The organism is Kluyvera georgiana, assembly GCF_050990895.1.
In the GTDB taxonomy this organism is placed as follows: Bacteria; Pseudomonadota; Gammaproteobacteria; order Enterobacterales; family Enterobacteriaceae; genus Kluyvera; species Kluyvera georgiana.
Genome location: NZ_CP158865.1, coordinates 4,587,453 through 4,603,244, shown reverse-complemented (window position 1 = coordinate 4,603,244; position 15,792 = coordinate 4,587,453). Strand labels below are relative to the sequence as shown.

Genomic DNA, 15,792 nt, shown 5'->3' with positions numbered 1-15,792 from the left:
GTGGTAATCTTTCGACCCACTCTTTATCTCGGTAATACCATTCACTATGGCAGCAAATAAACCCTTCAACAAACCGCAAGCCGAACCTCGCGTCCGCGATTTTCAGGTAGACGGGCTGAAAGTACCGCCGCACTCGATTGAAGCGGAACAATCGGTGTTGGGCGGTTTGATGCTGGATAACGAGCGCTGGGACGATGTCGCCGAGCGTGTTGTCGCAGAAGATTTTTATACTCGTCCGCACCGCCATATCTTCACGGAGATGGGGCGTTTGCAGGAGGGCGGCAGCCCGATTGACCTGATCACGCTCGCGGAATCGCTGGAGCGGCAGGGGCAACTGGACAGCGTTGGCGGCTTCGCCTATCTGGCAGAACTGTCAAAAAATACGCCAAGTGCGGCGAACATCAGCGCTTATGCCGATATCGTGCGCGAACGTGCCGTTGTCCGCGAAATGATCGCCGTGGCCAACGAAATCGCCGAGGCCGGTTTCGACCCGCAGGGGCGTACCAGTGAAGACCTGCTGGATCTCGCGGAGTCCCGCGTCTTTAAAATCGCTGAAAGCCGCGCGAATAAAGACGAAGGCCCGAAAAACATTACTGAAGTGCTCGACGCCACCGTAGCGCGTATCGAGCAGCTGTTCCAGCAGCCGCACGACGGTGTGACCGGCGTGAACACCGGCTATGACGATCTCAACAAGAAAACCGCCGGTCTCCAGCCGTCGGACCTGATCATCGTCGCCGCGCGTCCATCAATGGGTAAAACGACATTTGCGATGAACCTCGTCGAAAATGCGGCGATGTTGCAGGATAAACCGGTCCTCATTTTCAGCCTCGAGATGCCCTCAGAGCAGATTATGATGCGTTCCCTGGCGTCGCTGTCGCGCGTTGACCAGACCCGCATCCGTACCGGCCAGCTCGACGACGAGGACTGGGCGCGCATCTCCGGTACCATGGGGATTCTGCTGGAAAAACGAAACATCTACATTGATGACTCCTCCGGCCTGACGCCGACGGAAGTGCGCTCCCGTGCGCGCCGTATTGCCCGTGAACACGGCGGTATTGGCCTTATCATGATCGACTACCTCCAGTTGATGCGTGTGCCGTCGCTCTCTGACAACCGTACGCTGGAAATTGCCGAAATCTCCCGTTCTCTCAAAGCGTTAGCAAAAGAACTGCACGTGCCGGTGGTGGCGCTGTCGCAGCTTAACCGTTCTCTGGAACAGCGTGCGGATAAACGCCCGGTCAACTCCGACCTGCGTGAATCCGGCTCCATCGAGCAGGATGCCGACTTAATCATGTTCATCTACCGTGATGAGGTTTATCACGAAAACAGTGACTTAAAAGGCATCGCCGAAATCATTATCGGTAAACAGCGTAACGGCCCAATCGGCACGGTGCGCCTGACGTTTAACGGTCAATGGTCGCGCTTCGATAATTACGCGGGCCCGCAGTACGACGACGAATAACAACGCTGAATCAGGTTACTCAAGCAAACACATATCAAGGAACACAAATGCAAGCGGCAACTGTAGTCATTAACCGCCGCGCTCTGCGACACAACCTGCAACGTCTGCGTGAACTGGCGCCTGCCAGCAAGCTGGTTGCGGTGGTGAAAGCGAACGCTTACGGACACGGCCTCCTCGAGACCGCGCGAACGCTCCCCGACGCCGATGCTTTTGGCGTTGCCCGTCTTGAAGAGGCCCTGCGCCTGCGTGAGGGCGGCATTACTCAGCCGATCCTGCTGCTGGAAGGCTTCTTCAACGCGACCGATCTGCCGACGATTGCCGAGCAGCACCTGCATACCGCCGTGCATAACATCGAACAGCTTGAAGCGCTGGAAACCACCGCGTTGAGCGAGCCGGTGACGGTCTGGATGAAGCTCGATACCGGTATGCACCGCCTGGGCGTGCGCCCGGAAGAGGCGGAAGTCTTCTATCAGCGCCTGAGCGCCTGTAAAAACGTCCGCCAGCCGGTGAACATTGTCAGCCACTTTGCTCGCGCCGATGAGCCGGATTGTGGCGCAACCGAGCGGCAGCTGGATATTTTCACCACCTTTACCGAAGGCAAACCGGGTCTGCGCTCTATCGCGGCATCGGGTGGCATTCTGCTGTGGCCGCAGTCGCATTTCGACTGGGCGCGTCCCGGCATTATCCTCTACGGCGTATCGCCGCTGGAGCAGAAGCCGTGGGGGCCGGATTTTGGCATGCAGCCGGTGATGTCGCTCACCTCCAGCCTGATTGCCGTGCGCGAACATAAAGCGGGCGAGCCGGTTGGCTATGGCGGCACCTGGGTCAGTGAACGCGATACCCGTCTGGGCGTGGTGGCGATGGGCTACGGTGACGGCTACCCGCGTGCCGCGCCGTCCGGTACGCCGGTGCTGGTGAATGGCCGCGAAGTGCCGATTGTTGGCCGCGTGGCGATGGACATGATCTGCGTCGATTTAGGCCCGCAGGCACAGGACAAAACCGGTGATACGGTCATTCTGTGGGGCGAAGGTCTGCCGGTTGAACGCATCGCGGAAATGACGAAAGTGAGTGCTTACGAACTTATTACGCGCCTGACCTCGCGGGTGGCGATGAAGTATATCGATTAAGCCTGTAGCGTGCCGGATGGCGCTTGCGCTTATCCGGCCTACATCGCGCATTGTCCGTGTGCAGGATGGCGCTTACGCTTATCCGGCCTACATCGCGCATTGTCCGTGTGCAGGATGGCGCTTACGCTTATCCTGTCTATATCGCGCATTGTCCGTGTGCAGGATGGCGCTTACGCTTATCCTGTCTATATCGCGCATTGTCCGTGTGCCGGATGGCGCTTGCGTTTATCCTGTCTATATCGCGCATTGTCCGTGTGCCGGATGGCGCTTGCGCTTATCCGGCCTACATCACTATATCGCGCATTGTCCGTAGGCCGGATAAGGCGTTTACGCCGCCATCCGGCAATCTTTTCACCAACCTCAACAACCGCTCGACCTTCCTTCCCATCCGGTTTATTGTGTTATTTCCTGCCTTCTGTAAACCCGGAGAACCATCGCGTGTTTCAAAAAGTTGACGCCTATGCGGGCGACCCCATTCTTTCATTAATGGAACGTTTCAAAGAAGATCCGCGCAGCGACAAAGTAAACCTCAGCATCGGTCTGTTTTATGACGAAAATGGTATTGTTCCACAGCTGAAATCGGTCGCTGAAGCGGAAGCGCGCTTTAACGCGCAGCCGCACGGCGCGTCGTTGTACCTGCCGATGGAAGGGCTGAACAGCTACCGTCATACCGTGGCGCCGCTGCTGTTTGGCGCGGATCACCCGGTTCTCCAGCAGCAGCGCGTGGCCACCATTCAAACGCTTGGCGGCTCCGGCGCGTTGAAAGTGGGCGCGGATTTCCTGAAGCGCTACTTCCCGGATTCCGGCGTCTGGGTCAGCGACCCGACCTGGGAAAACCATATCGCGATCTTTGAAGGCGCCGGCTTCACCGTCGACACCTATCCATGGTTCGATAGCGAAACCAACGGCGTGCGTTACGCAGCGCTGCTGGAGAAACTGAACACGCTGCCGGCGCGTAGCATCGTGCTGTTGCATCCGTGCTGTCATAACCCAACGGGTGCCGATCTGACGAACGACCAGTGGGACGGCGTGGTTGAGGTGCTGAAAGCGCGCGACCTGATTCCGTTCCTCGATATCGCCTACCAGGGCTTTGGCGCGGGTATGGAAGAAGACGCCTATGCGATCCGCGCGATTGCCGACGCTGGCCTGCCCGCGCTGGTCAGCAACTCATTCTCTAAAATCTTCTCGCTGTACGGCGAACGCGTCGGCGGACTGTCGATTATCTGTGAAGATAATGAAACCGCGCTGCGCGTGCTGGGCCAACTGAAGGCGACGGTACGCCGTAACTACTCCAGCCCGCCAAACTTTGGCGCGCAGATTGTGGCGGCCGTCCTCGGCGATGCGGAGCTGAAGGCGATGTGGCTGGCGGAAGTGGAAGGGATGCGTACGCGAATTCTGGAGATGCGTCATGCGCTGGTGAATGTGCTGAAAGAAGAGATGCCAGACGGTAATTTCGATTATCTGCTCAAGCAGCGCGGGATGTTTAGCTACACCGGCCTGAGTGCAGCCCAGGTTGATCGCCTGCGCGACGAGTTTGGCGTTTACCTGATTGCCAGCGGTCGTATGTGTGCGGCAGGGCTGAACAGTCGCAATGTTCAGCGTGTGGCAAAAGCCTTTGCTGCTGTAATGTAAGCAAGTACTCACTCTGGTCTGGAGGTCGATTCCGGGCCAGAGTCACTCCTTGAAAGCAAAATGTGATCCCCCAGGTTTTTTCAGGATTAATCTTAGAAATCCCTTTCATTCGTACCCCTCAGACGGTAAGGTCGCCAGTGGCTTTCTTTGAAGTACCGCCCACTTTATTACAATAACGATTCGACGAATTAAGGGAAAATATGCGCAAGATCACGCAAGCTCTCAGTGCCGTCTGCTTGTTATTTGCACTGAATTCTACGGTGACGGCCCATGCGTCGTCGCCATCTCCGCTTTACCCCGGAACCGATGTTGCGAAGCTGGCCGAACAGGCGCCGATTCACTGGGTTTCCGTGGCGCAGATTGAAAACAGCCTGATGGGCCATCCGCCGATGGCGGTAGGTTTTGATATCGATGACACCGTGCTGTTCTCAAGCCCTGGCTTCTGGCGCGGGCAAAGAACCTACTCCCCGGACAGCCAGGATTACCTGAAAAACCCAGAGTTCTGGGAAAAAATGAACAACGGCTGGGACGCATTCAGCATCCCGAAAGAGGTCGCCCGTTCGCTGATTGCCATGCACGTCAAGCGCGGCGATAGCATTTACTTCGTGACCGGCCGCAGCCAGACTAAAACCGAGACCGTGTCGAAAACGCTGCAGGATGATTTCCTGATCCCGGGCGTTAACATGAATCCGGTGATTTTTGCTGGCGATCAGCCGGGCCAGAACACCAAGACCCAGTGGCTAAAAGAGAAGAACATCAGGGTGTTCTACGGTGATTCCGATAACGATATCACCGCCGCGCGTGAAGTGGGTGCCCGTGGTATCCGCGTCCTGCGCGCCTCCAACTCGACTTATCGCCCGCTACCGCAGGCCGGGGCATTTAATGAAGAAGTGATCGTTAACTCCGAGTACTAACCCCAAACCACTGTAGGCCGGATAAGGCGTTTACGCCGCCCTCCGGCAATCTGCTCTGTGCTGCCGGATGGCGCTTCGCTTATCCGGCCTACAGTGTGCGACGTACACCCTACCAATAAATGATGCTTTTTTAGTCAAAATCAGGCGCTGAAAGGTTTATCCTTTCGGCGTCTTGTTGCACACTGAGATGATGCTTTTATGCACAAGGTGGCTCGCGAGACTAAGGGGTATAACAATGACCAGTTCGGATCTTCTGCTGTACTGCATGGCTAAACGTGGCGCGGAACAGAGCGTGCACAGTGACTGGAAAGCGACGCAGATTAAAGTCGCTGATGTGCTTTTTGCAATGGTAAAGGATGTGGAAGACCGCCCGGCTGTGGCGCTGAAAACCAGCCCCGAACTGGCAGAACTGCTGCGTCAGCAGCATAAAGACGTGCGCCCAAGTCGTCATCTCAACAAAGCGCACTGGAGCACCGTGTATCTCGACGGCTCGTTGCCGAATTCGCAAATTTACTATCTGGTGGACGCGTCGTATCAGCTGGCGGTGGATCTGCTGCCGGAAGCCGTCCGGCAGCAGATGTACTCGTAATTACTGCAACAGCGGTTTCAGGAAGCGTGCGGTATGCGAGGCTTCGTAGTTCGCCACCGTTTCCGGCGTGCCTGACACGAGGATTTCACCGCCGCCGCTGCCGCCTTCCGGACCCAGATCGACAATCCAGTCCGCGGTCTTAATGACGTCCAGGTTGTGTTCAATCACCACGATGGTGTTGCCCTGGTCGCGTAGCTGATGCAGCACTTCCAGCAGCTGCTGGATGTCGGCAAAGTGCAGGCCGGTGGTCGGCTCGTCGAGAATATAGAGCGTCTGACCGGTACCACGTTTTGATAGCTCGCGCGCCAGCTTCACGCGCTGGGCCTCACCGCCGGAGAGGGTGGTCGCCGACTGGCCGAGACGAATGTAGGTCAGGCCCACGTCCATCAGGGTTTGCAGCTTACGCGCCAGCGCCGGCACGGCATCGAAGAACTCACGTGCCTCTTCAATGGTCATATCCAGCACTTCGTGGATGGTCTTGCCCTTGTACTTAATCTCCAGCGTTTCGCGGTTATAGCGTTTGCCTTTGCACTGGTCGCACGGCACGTAGATATCCGGCAGGAAGTGCATTTCCACTTTGATCACGCCATCGCCCTGACAGGCTTCGCAGCGCCCGCCACGGACGTTAAAGCTGAAACGGCCCGGCGTATAGCCGCGCGAACGGGATTCCGGCACGCCGGCAAACAGTTCACGCACCGGTGTAAACACGCCGGTGTAGGTGGCCGGGTTGGAACGCGGCGTGCGGCCAATCGGGCTCTGGTCGATATCAATGACCTTATCGAAATGCTCCAGCCCCTGGACATCGCGGTACGGCGCGGGTTCAGCGATAGTCGCGCCATTTAGCTGCGTCTGGGCAATCGGGAACAGCGTATCGTTAATCAGCGTTGATTTACCGGAACCGGACACGCCGGTGATACAGGTAAACAGACCCACCGGTAGCGTCAGGGTGACGTCTTTCAGGTTGTTGCCCGTCGCGCCCGTCAGCTTGAGCACTTTTTCCGGATCGGCCTGTACGCGTTGCTTCGGCACTTCAATTTTGCGTTTCCCGCTCATGAATTGCCCGGTCAACGACTCTGGCACCGCCATAATGTCGTCCAGCGTCCCTTCTGCCACCACCTGACCGCCGTGCACGCCCGCGCCGGGGCCGATGTCGATAACGTGGTCGGCGGCGCGAATGGCGTCTTCATCGTGCTCTACCACGATCACCGTGTTACCGAGGTTGCGCAGGTGAATCAAGGTACCGAGCAGGCGTTCGTTATCGCGCTGGTGCAGGCCGATGGACGGCTCATCGAGCACGTACATCACGCCAACCAGCCCTGCGCCAATCTGGCTCGCCAGACGGATACGCTGGGCTTCACCGCCGGAGAGAGTCTCTGCGGAGCGGGAGAGCGTCAGGTAGTTGAGGCCAACGTTAACCAGGAACTTCAGGCGATCGCCAATCTCTTTCAGCACTTTTTCGGCGATTTTCGCCCGCTGGCCGGAGAGCTTCAGGTTATTGAAGAAGTCCATCGCGTGGCCGATGCTCATGTCGGAGATGGTCGGCAGCGGCGTATTTTCCACGTAGACGTGGCGCGCTTCGCGACGCAGACGGGTACCGTTGCAGCTGGCGCACGGACGGTTGCTGATAAATTTAGCCAACTCTTCACGCACCGCGCTGGATTCCGTCTCTTTATAGCGGCGCTCCATGTTGTGCAGCACCCCTTCAAACGGATGGCGGCGCACGGAAGTATCGCCGCGATCGTTGATGTATTTGAACTCAATCGACTCTTTGCCGGAACCGTAGAGGATCGCTTTCTGCGCGGTGGCGCTCAGGCTTTGCCACGGCGCTTCCACGTCGAATTCGTAGTGATCGGCCAGCGACTTCAGCATCTGGAAGTAGTAGAAATTACGACGATCCCATCCGCGAATCGCGCCACCGGCCAGCGACAGCTCCGGGTTCTGGATGACGCGGTCAGGATCGAAATATTGCTGTACACCCAGACCATCACAGGTCGGGCAGGCGCCCGCCGGGTTGTTGAAGGAGAACAGGCGTGGTTCCAGCTCGCGCATGCTGTAGCCGCAAATCGGGCAGGCGAAGTTGGCGGAGAACAGCAGCTCTTCCGCTTTCGGGTCGTCCATATCGGCGACCACCGCCGTACCGCCGGAAAGCTCCAGCGCGGTTTCAAAAGACTCCGCCAGGCGCTGGGCGAGATCGTCGCGTACCTTGAAGCGGTCAATCACCACTTCAATGGTGTGTTTCTTTTGCAGCTCGAGCTTCGGCGGATCGGAGAGGTCGCAGACCTCGCCGTCGATACGCGCGCGGATATAGCCCTGGCTTGCCAGGTTCTCCAGCGTTTTGGTGTGCTCGCCCTTACGTTCTTTAATGATTGGGGCCAGCAGCATCAGGCGTTTGCCTTCAGGCTGCGACAGCACGTTATCCACCATCTGGCTGACGGTTTGCGCCGCCAGCGGCACGTCGTGATCCGGGCAGCGCGGCTCGCCAACGCGCGCATACAGCAGGCGCAGGTAGTCGTGAATTTCGGTGATGGTGCCTACCGTTGAACGCGGGTTGTGCGAGGTCGACTTCTGCTCAATAGAAATCGCTGGCGACAGCCCTTCAATATGATCGACGTCCGGCTTTTCCATCAACGACAGGAACTGGCGCGCGTAGGCAGAAAGTGATTCTACGTAGCGACGCTGTCCCTCGGCGTAGAGGGTGTCGAATGCCAGTGAGGATTTGCCAGACCCGGACAGCCCGGTCACGACAATCAGTTTGTCGCGAGGGATGACGAGGTTGATGTTTTTGAGATTATGGGTGCGGGCGCCCCGAACTTCGATCTTATCCATTCACCTTTCCCGGTAGAAGATACACGGCTTGCCTGGTTTGTTTGAAGGACAAACGGCAGAAACGGCTAATTATGACACAACTTAACCTGAATGAATATACAGTATAGGGGCGCCGATTCAGGATGCCGATGAAAATTTGCATAGCGGTAAGATGTTTACTGGAATACGCCTCGCAGCTACCAAAATACCGTCTGGAAATGGTACACTCGCGCGTTTACACTTAATCAAGAATCGTATTCAGGAGAGACAATCATGGCCAGCAGAGGCGTCAACAAGGTGATTCTCGTCGGTAATCTGGGCCAGGACCCGGAAGTGCGCTACATGCCGAATGGTGGCGCAGTCGCCAACATTACGCTGGCTACTTCCGAATCCTGGCGTGATAAAGCGACCGGTGAAATGAAAGAGCAGACCGAATGGCACCGCGTTGTGCTGTTTGGCAAACTGGCGGAAGTGGCGGGTGAATACCTGCGTAAAGGCTCTCAGGTTTATATCGAAGGTCAGCTGCGTACCCGTAAATGGACCGATCAGTCCGGCGCGGAAAAATACACCACGGAAGTGGTGGTGAACGTGGGCGGCACCATGCAGATGCTGGGTGGCCGTCAGGGCGGCGGCGCACCGGCCGGTGGCAACATGGGCGGCGGCCAGCAGCAGGGCGGTTGGGGTCAGCCTCAGCAGCCGCAGGGTGGCAATCAGTTCAGCGGCGGCGCGCAGTCTCGCCCGCAGCAGCAGTCCGCTCCGGCACCGTCTAACGAACCGCCGATGGATTTCGACGACGATATCCCGTTCTGATTTGCCGCCGTTTCGACGGCGCCCATCAAGACTCTCAAAACCCTGCTTCGGCAGGGTTTTTGCTTTTTTAATGCGCACCATCAGCCTACATCAGCACCGCTTCGGTGCGCGAGTTGCCCCGCGTTAATCGCCGTTTTTTGAATCTCATTCACATAACCATCAGATAATTAACAAAAATAACAATTGGCACGCTTTGTGCCTACATCCGTGTATACACACATGTAGGCAAGGTGCAGACGATGACTCAGATCCAATCAGCTAAATGTATGCAGGGCATGGCCGTTGCGCCGCACTCGCTGGCCGCCGAAAGCGCGGTGGCCGTTTTGCGTGACGGCGGCAATGCGGTTGAGGCGATGGTCGCGGCGGCGGCGACCATCGCGGTGGTTTACCCACATATGAACGGCATCGGCGGCGATGGATTCTGGTTAATTTCCCGGCCCGGCGAAGAGCCGGTGGCGATTCAGGCCTGTGGCTTTGCGGCAGAAAAAGCGAGTATCGATTTTTATCGCCAGGCGGGCTACATGCAGGTTCCGGTACGCGGCCCGCTGGCGGCCAATACCGTCGCGGGCACGGTTGGCGGCTGGGAGCGCGCGCTGGAGTGGGCGGGAGAACATACGGACAACGCGGCGCTGCCGTTAACGCGTCTGCTGCACGATGCTATTCACTATGCGCGTCATGGCGTGCCGGTCACCTCTGGGCTGCATCAACAGATTACCGCGCGGCTGCCGCAGCTCGGTCAGTATCCCGGATTTTGCGGCCTGTTTGCGCCGGAAGGTCAGGCGCTCACCCCTGACGATTTACTGCTTCAGCCCGCGCTTGCTAACACGCTGGAACGCCTGGCAACCCATGGGCTTGGGGATTTTTATCATGGTGAAACCGCCCGTCTGATAGCCAGCGAACTGGAAGCCGCCGGGAGCTTGATGCGCTTTAGCGATCTTGATGCTTATCGCGCGGCGCGGGTGAAGCCGCTGGCGCTGGAAACGGAGATTGGAACGGTTTATAACCTCCCCCCGCCGTCGCAGGGGCTGGTCTCGCTGCTGATTACCGGCATGATTGAGCAGCAGCGTAAAAAAGGCGCAATTGCTGACGAAACGGATTTTGTTCACCACTGTGTCGAAGCAACCAAGCTGGCGTTTACCCTGCGCGATCGCCACATCACAGATCCAGCGCATATGACGCTTGACCCACAGTCGCTGCTGACGGCAGACAATATCGCTCAGCTTAGCGCGCAGATTGTGCCCGACCGGGCACAGTCCTGGGGTAAAGGACGCGGGCCGGCGGATACCGTCTGGATGGGCGTTATCGACGGCTCCGGCACCGCGGTCAGCTTTATTCAGAGCATCTATCACGAGTTCGGCAGCGCGGTGATCCTCGCCGATAGCGGCATCATCTGGCAAAACCGCGGCAGCAGTTTTTCGCTGGACCCGAGCGCCACCAACCCGCTTCAACCGGGCCGTCTGCCGTTCCATACCCTCAACCCCGGGTTGGCGAGGCTGGCCAACGGCGATGCGCTGGTATACGGCAGCATGGGCGGTGACGGCCAGCCGCAGACGCTGGCAGCGGTTTTTGACCGCATTCTCCATCAGAACATGACGCCTCAGGCGGCTATCGCCGCTCCGCGCTGGCTGTTAGGGCGCACCTGGGGCGAGAGCAGCGACACGCTGAAGATTGAAAGCCGCCTGAGAGCGGCGACTACCGACACCCTCAAACAGTACGGCCATGACGTCGAGATTTACCCCCCTTACGACGACCTCATGGGGCATGCCGGGGCAATCCTCCGGCATGGCAACGGCATGCTGGAAGGCGGAAGCGACCCGCGTAGCGACGGCGGCGTCGCCCGCTGGTAACCCAGCATTTTCCAACTGAAACATTCCTGGAATGACGCGGCGCGTAAAACGCGCCCGCTTTCTGGCGACATTTTTTCGTCTATTGGAGCGTAAAATGACCGTTCTCAGAGAACCTTTGGTGGCACCAAAATTTGGCAAATGGGCGCAGCTGGTGTTGGGGCTTATCTGTATGGCCTCCATCTCCAGCCCGCAGTATGTGTGGACGCTGCTGACTAAACCGCTGACGGAAAAGCTGGGTGTGGGCCTGCCTGAGCTGCAGGTGACCTTTTCACTGCTCATTATTCTGCAAACCTTCTTTTCTCCTTTCCAGGGACGTCTGGTTGAACGGTTTGGCCCCCGACTGCTGATCTCGATTGGCACGGTAATGGCCGGAATGAGCTGGGTGCTCTCCGCGCACATTAACGGCCTGGTGGCGCTGTATCTGGTCTACGGCTGCATCGGGGGGTTGGGCACCGGGATTGTGTATATCGGTGTGGTGGGGCTGATGGTGAAGTGGTTCCCGCAAAACCGGGGCTTTGCCGCAGGGGCCGTGGCGGCGGGGTATGGCATGGGGGCGATTTTGACCACCTTCCCGATCTCGATTTCGCTGGGCAACTATGGCCTGGAGCAGACCATGACCATGTTCGGTATCGTCTTCGCTATCGTGGGTCTGCTGGCCAGCCAGGGGCTGAGCCTGCCGCCTCACTCGACCGTGCAGCCCATCAGCCGGAAAATCGTGCAGGGGACGCGTCAGTTCACCTCTCGCGAAATGCTGCGCCAGCCGCTGTTCTGGCTGATGTTTGCCATGATGGCGATGATGTCCACCTCCGGGCTGATGGTGACCTCGCAAATGGCCATCTTTGCCGAAGATTTCGGTATCAGTAAAGCGGTGGTATTCGGCATGGCCGCGCTGCCGTTGGCGTTGACCATCGACCGCTTTACCAACGGTCTGACCCGCCCGCTGTTCGGTTTTATTTCCGACCGTTACGGTCGTGAAAAGACCATGTTTATCGCCTTTGCTCTCGAAGGGGTGGCGATGACGCTATGGCTGACCTGCCGGGAAGATCCGCTGCTGTTCGTGCTGCTCTCCGGGGTGGTGTTCTTCGGCTGGGGCGAAATTTTCTCGCTGTTCCCCTCCACGCTGACCGACACGTTCGGCAGCGAGCACGCCGCCTCGAACTACGGCTGGCTGTATATCTCGCAGGGGATTGGCTCGATTTTCGGCGGGCCGCTGGCCGCGCTGCTGTATCAGCACACTCAAGGGTGGCACGTGGTCTTTGGCTGCGCGATTACCCTTGATTTCATCACCGCCGGGCTGGCGCTGTGGGTGCTGAAACCCTGGCGTGCGCGCTTTATTCGCCAGCACAGTTAATGCGGAGCACTTATGACGGTCACGACATCGGAACCGACGCCACTTCTGGCGCATTCAGAGCGGGTGTTTCTGCAACTGCGGCAGGAGATTTATCAGTTTGTCCTGCTGCCCGGCGATCGTTTCACGGAGGTGGACATTGCCCGCCGCCTGGGATGTTCCCGCACGCCGGTTCGCGAAGCGCTGTTATTGCTGCAAAACGAGGGGCTGGTTAGACGCTGTCTGCGTAACGGGTGGGAAGTTTTTCCCATTGATTTCGATGTCTATGAAGACCTGTACGAGACGCGCGCGCTGATTGAAGTGAATACGGTGCGCGCTCTGTGCCGTTCGACGTCGACAAAGGTGAATCGGGAGGGACTTGCCGGGTTGAACGCTATCTGGCGGGTTGCGCCGCGGGAGGGGCTGGCGTGCGATGATATCGCCTCGCTGGACGAGCAGTTTCATCTTGCGCTCACCGAGGCGGCGGGCAACCGGGAGTTGACGGCGATTCTGACCAATATCACCAACCGCATTCGCATTATGCGGCGGCTCGATTTTGAGTATGAAACCCGTGTGACACAGACCTACAAAGAGCACGCGGAGCTGCTGGAAGCCATTGAACAGCGTGACGAAGCGCGCGCGGTCGCGCTGATCTCCGCGCATATTCAGGATGCTTATCAGGGAGCCAGCACCATTACCCTGCGACGTTTGCAGGGGGTACGGGTCAAACAAATACCGTAACCGGGGCTAGCCGTTGTTTTTATCGGAGGCGGGCAAAATCGGCGGTTTCCCCGTCGCTGCCCGCTTCCGGTTCATCTCATCGAGAATCAGCCGATAGGCGATGTAGTACTTATAGATGTTGCTTACGTAGGTGACCGTTTCGGCTCCAATCTTCTCGGCGGCGAGGTTTTCCACGTTACCAAACCAGATGTTGGGGTCAAAACCGCGCTTTTTGGTCTCCGTACGCAGACGCGCAATCCGTGCCGGGCCAGCATTATAAGAGGCGAAAGAAAACAGTGCCTTATCCAGCTGCGTCATCGGTTCGTCACCGTAGTAGCGGTCGATCATCCAGCGCATATACTTCACCCCGGCGTGGATATTCGGATCCAGTTGCTTGATATCACCTACCTTCAATTCTTTGCCGGTGCTCGGCATCACCTGCATGACGCCAATCGCGCCAACGTGACTGCGCACGGACTGATTCAGCCGCGACTCCTGATAACCCTGTGCCGCCATCAGCAGCCAGTCGACGTCATAACGGTCGCCGTATTTGCGAAAAATCTCGACCATCTTCAAAAATTTGCGCCGTTCTTTCTCTGCTGCGGCATTTTTGACGTATTTCGCGCTTTTCAGATAGCGGAGCAACAGGGTATTGCCCAGGGTGCTGCCCTGGCGGTTGTCTTTAATAAAACCGTTGAGCTTCGCCAGCAACTGCGGGTTATCTTTGCGCACCGCCCAGGCGATGTTGCCGTTATCGCGTAGCACAATATCTTCATGAACCTGGATTTTCGGGAACACCTGTTTCCAGAACAGCGCTTTGTGGCGATCGACCACGATCAGCGGAATCAGCCCGGCGTTGAGCATTTCCAGCAGATCCTCGTCTTCCAGCGCTTCGGGGGCGGGCTTGATGACGATGGGTGGGAGAGAGGCTTTGGCAAAGCGCGCATTGAGGGCTTCAAGGCTTTCATAGTAGCTGGATGAACGACGGACAAAGACCGTCTTACCGGCGAGTTCGTCCACGTTTTTCACCTGCGGTGACGCGGGGCCGGAGATCAGCAGTTCCTGAATATCGCTGTAAATTGGGGCAGTAAAAGCCACCTGCTGCTGGCGTGCTGCGGTGATCGTAAGATTGGCTGCGGCAATATCGCCTTTACCTTCGTTCAGGGCAGTAAAGAGATTATCGCGGGTCACCGGAACGAAGATAATTCGCACCTTGAGGTGGCGCTGCTTGAGCTTTTTCTCTTTGGTAAGCTGGGCATTCAGGCTGCGTTCAAATTCGGCGAAGATATCGTGGGTGGCCCCGCGCTGCTGGCCTTTATCGATAAAAAAGAAGGTTTTGCTGTAGGTGGTCAACACGCGAATGACCCGGCGGTCGAGCATGCCAGGCAGGTCGCCCTTCCAGGGCTGCATAATGCTCTCGATATTGACCTCAAGCGCGTCGGGTGAGTCCTCTGGCTGTACGGCGGCGAAAGCGGTACCGGTCAACAGCAGGGCGCTCAGGCAGGCGGTGAGAAAACGGCTAACAGGGATGGCGTTCATGGTGCGGCACTCCGCAGGGCGCATCCCTCTATTTTAGTCGAGCGAAGCTAAAACACCCTGTTGGAGCAGGGCTTTTTCATGCGCTTCGCCGCCGCGAAATTCAGGCCATAAAAAACCCCGACGTGTCGGGGTTTTTCTTAATCAGTACATGGCCACCGGCCATTCCGGCGGCGCCTGGCTCATCACTTCAACCATCACATCTTTGATGTTGTTGAAAATGGTGGCGATGTCTACCATCGTGATGCCCAGTAACCCGGTTGCAAACCAGCACGCGGCTGCGACACCCAGCATACCGCTGATGACGGCGAGACCGGCGTAGTCGGATTTACGGAATTGAATTTTCAGGGTACTGGCGAGAAACATCAGTACCGCGCTGGTTAACGGCCAGCGTAACAGTGCGACGCCTGCGGTAATGGAAACCATGAGACTTCATCCTCAGAGATAAACAACAAGTTGCCCTGACAGCACTTATTGATTGAGGCGCGAGGCGCCCAGGCTATCTGAAGGCATTCACAAATTGAATGAAACAGTGTTTTTGTTTCATCTCGATGTGTGAACTATATCACGTTTGTTGTTTTATTCACCAGAGGTAAACGCAGGATTTTTGTCAACGCCGCGGCTCAGTATAGGCCGCGGCGAAGCGATGCTACGCGGAGATCTGATGGCGGTAGTCCGTCGGCGTGCGGTCGAACTCGCGGCGGAAGACGCGAGAGAAGGTCTGCTGAGAGACATAGCCCAGATCCATCGCGATATCGAAGATGGGGCGCTGGGTGGTGCGCAACGCTTCTGCCGCCAGCAGCAGACGTCGCTGGCGAATGTATTCGCCTAGCGTCTGGTGCATTACGGTGCGGAACATTCTTTGCAGATACCACTTCGAGTAGCCGGATTTTCTGGCCACGATGTCGATATTAAGCGGTTGATCGATATGTTCATCTATCCATTCAGTAAGAGTATGAATAATTTCCCGATGGGACATAAGGCTCTCCCCGTTGTCTATTTTCGCGTCGATTTCTTGTCTGG

13 protein-coding genes are annotated in these 15,792 nt (G+C 57.5%); 9 read left to right on the top strand and 4 right to left on the bottom strand.

The window, feature by feature from the left end; genetic code table 11:
• The first annotated feature begins 46 nt into the window (after window positions 1–46).
• The 5 genes from dnaB (at window position 47) to ABTW00_RS21765 (ending at window position 5,724) form a co-directional block, all read left to right on the top strand.
• Window positions 47–1,462, top strand: a complete 1,416-nt coding sequence (dnaB, locus tag ABTW00_RS21785; RefSeq protein WP_064546665.1) for a replicative DNA helicase — start codon at window positions 47–49, stop codon at window positions 1,460–1,462.
• 47 nt (window positions 1,463–1,509) lie between these two features.
• A complete protein-coding gene (gene alr / locus ABTW00_RS21780; RefSeq protein WP_065357792.1) occupies window positions 1,510–2,589 on the top strand; it encodes an alanine racemase in 1,080 nt (359 codons plus the stop codon).
• A gap of 438 nt (window positions 2,590–3,027) precedes the next feature.
• Window positions 3,028–4,221 (top strand): aromatic amino acid transaminase, encoded by a 1,194-nt coding sequence (tyrB, locus tag ABTW00_RS21775; RefSeq protein WP_433637599.1) that lies wholly within the window; start codon window positions 3,028–3,030, stop codon window positions 4,219–4,221.
• A 200-nt stretch (window positions 4,222–4,421) separates the two neighbouring features.
• Window positions 4,422–5,135 (top strand): acid phosphatase AphA, encoded by a 714-nt coding sequence (aphA, locus tag ABTW00_RS21770; protein ID WP_064546671.1) that lies wholly within the window; start codon window positions 4,422–4,424, stop codon window positions 5,133–5,135.
• Window positions 5,136–5,370: 235 nt separating this feature from the next.
• Window positions 5,371–5,724: an MmcQ/YjbR family DNA-binding protein gene (locus ABTW00_RS21765; protein WP_065357794.1), complete on the top strand. Its 354-nt coding sequence runs from the start codon at window positions 5,371–5,373 to the stop codon at window positions 5,722–5,724.
• On the opposite strand, the gene uvrA is transcribed toward ABTW00_RS21765, so the two are convergent.
• Window positions 5,725–8,550 (bottom strand): excinuclease ABC subunit UvrA, encoded by a 2,826-nt coding sequence (gene uvrA / locus ABTW00_RS21760; RefSeq protein WP_433637595.1) that lies wholly within the window; start codon window positions 8,548–8,550, stop codon window positions 5,725–5,727.
• A 252-nt stretch (window positions 8,551–8,802) separates the two neighbouring features.
• Here uvrA and ssb1 point away from each other — a divergent pair, with 252 nt between their 5' ends.
• From ssb1 to ABTW00_RS21740, 4 genes are all read left to right on the top strand, one after another.
• Window positions 8,803–9,339: a single-stranded DNA-binding protein SSB1 gene (gene ssb1, locus ABTW00_RS21755; RefSeq protein WP_271447158.1), complete on the top strand. Its 537-nt coding sequence runs from the start codon at window positions 8,803–8,805 to the stop codon at window positions 9,337–9,339.
• A gap of 239 nt (window positions 9,340–9,578) precedes the next feature.
• Entirely contained in the window at window positions 9,579–11,186 is a 1,608-nt protein-coding gene (locus ABTW00_RS21750) for a gamma-glutamyltransferase family protein (RefSeq protein ID WP_433637592.1), read from the top strand.
• Window positions 11,187–11,217: 31 nt separating this feature from the next.
• Window positions 11,218–12,537, top strand: coding sequence for an oxalate/formate MFS antiporter (oxlT, locus tag ABTW00_RS21745; protein WP_433637589.1), 1,320 nt, complete (start codon window positions 11,218–11,220; stop codon window positions 12,535–12,537).
• Window positions 12,538–12,549: 12 nt separating this feature from the next.
• A complete protein-coding gene (locus ABTW00_RS21740; RefSeq protein WP_065357796.1) occupies window positions 12,550–13,254 on the top strand; it encodes a GntR family transcriptional regulator in 705 nt (234 codons plus the stop codon).
• 6 nt (window positions 13,255–13,260) lie between these two features.
• Here ABTW00_RS21740 and ABTW00_RS21735 read toward each other — a convergent pair whose 3' ends face one another.
• The 3 genes from ABTW00_RS21735 to soxS all read right to left on the bottom strand — a co-directional run bounded on the left by ABTW00_RS21735 (window position 13,261) and on the right by soxS (window position 15,748).
• Window positions 13,261–14,772: a lytic transglycosylase F gene (locus tag ABTW00_RS21735; RefSeq protein ID WP_065357797.1), complete on the bottom strand. Its 1,512-nt coding sequence runs from the start codon at window positions 14,770–14,772 to the stop codon at window positions 13,261–13,263.
• A 141-nt stretch (window positions 14,773–14,913) separates the two neighbouring features.
• Window positions 14,914–15,195, bottom strand: a complete 282-nt coding sequence (locus ABTW00_RS21730) for a YjcB family protein (protein WP_064546682.1) — start codon at window positions 15,193–15,195, stop codon at window positions 14,914–14,916.
• Window positions 15,196–15,418: 223 nt separating this feature from the next.
• Window positions 15,419–15,748: a superoxide response transcriptional regulator SoxS gene (gene soxS / locus ABTW00_RS21725; RefSeq protein ID WP_064546684.1), complete on the bottom strand. Its 330-nt coding sequence runs from the start codon at window positions 15,746–15,748 to the stop codon at window positions 15,419–15,421.
• Window positions 15,749–15,792: the final 44 nt, after the last annotated feature.

Excerpts from the sequence above, each read along its gene's own strand:
- ABTW00_RS21740 (WP_065357796.1), top strand. The coding sequence starts at position 12,550 with ATGACGGTCACGACATCGGAACCGACGCCACTTCTGGCGCATTCAGAG.
- aphA (WP_064546671.1), top strand. The coding sequence starts at position 4,422 with ATGCGCAAGATCACGCAAGCTCTCAGTGCCGTCTGCTTGTTATTTGCA.
- alr (WP_065357792.1), top strand. The coding sequence starts at position 1,510 with ATGCAAGCGGCAACTGTAGTCATTAACCGCCGCGCTCTGCGACACAAC.
- ABTW00_RS21730 (WP_064546682.1), bottom strand. The coding sequence starts at position 15,195 with ATGGTTTCCATTACCGCAGGCGTCGCACTGTTACGCTGGCCGTTAACC.
- ssb1 (WP_271447158.1), top strand. The coding sequence starts at position 8,803 with ATGGCCAGCAGAGGCGTCAACAAGGTGATTCTCGTCGGTAATCTGGGC.
- uvrA (WP_433637595.1), bottom strand. The coding sequence starts at position 8,550 with ATGGATAAGATCGAAGTTCGGGGCGCCCGCACCCATAATCTCAAAAAC.
- ABTW00_RS21765 (WP_065357794.1), top strand. The coding sequence starts at position 5,371 with ATGACCAGTTCGGATCTTCTGCTGTACTGCATGGCTAAACGTGGCGCG.
- soxS (WP_064546684.1), bottom strand. The coding sequence starts at position 15,748 with ATGTCCCATCGGGAAATTATTCATACTCTTACTGAATGGATAGATGAA.
- oxlT (WP_433637589.1), top strand. The coding sequence starts at position 11,218 with ATGACGCGGCGCGTAAAACGCGCCCGCTTTCTGGCGACATTTTTTCGT.
- ABTW00_RS21750 (WP_433637592.1), top strand. The coding sequence starts at position 9,579 with ATGACTCAGATCCAATCAGCTAAATGTATGCAGGGCATGGCCGTTGCG.
- ABTW00_RS21735 (WP_065357797.1), bottom strand. The coding sequence starts at position 14,772 with ATGAACGCCATCCCTGTTAGCCGTTTTCTCACCGCCTGCCTGAGCGCC.
- dnaB (WP_064546665.1), top strand. The coding sequence starts at position 47 with ATGGCAGCAAATAAACCCTTCAACAAACCGCAAGCCGAACCTCGCGTC.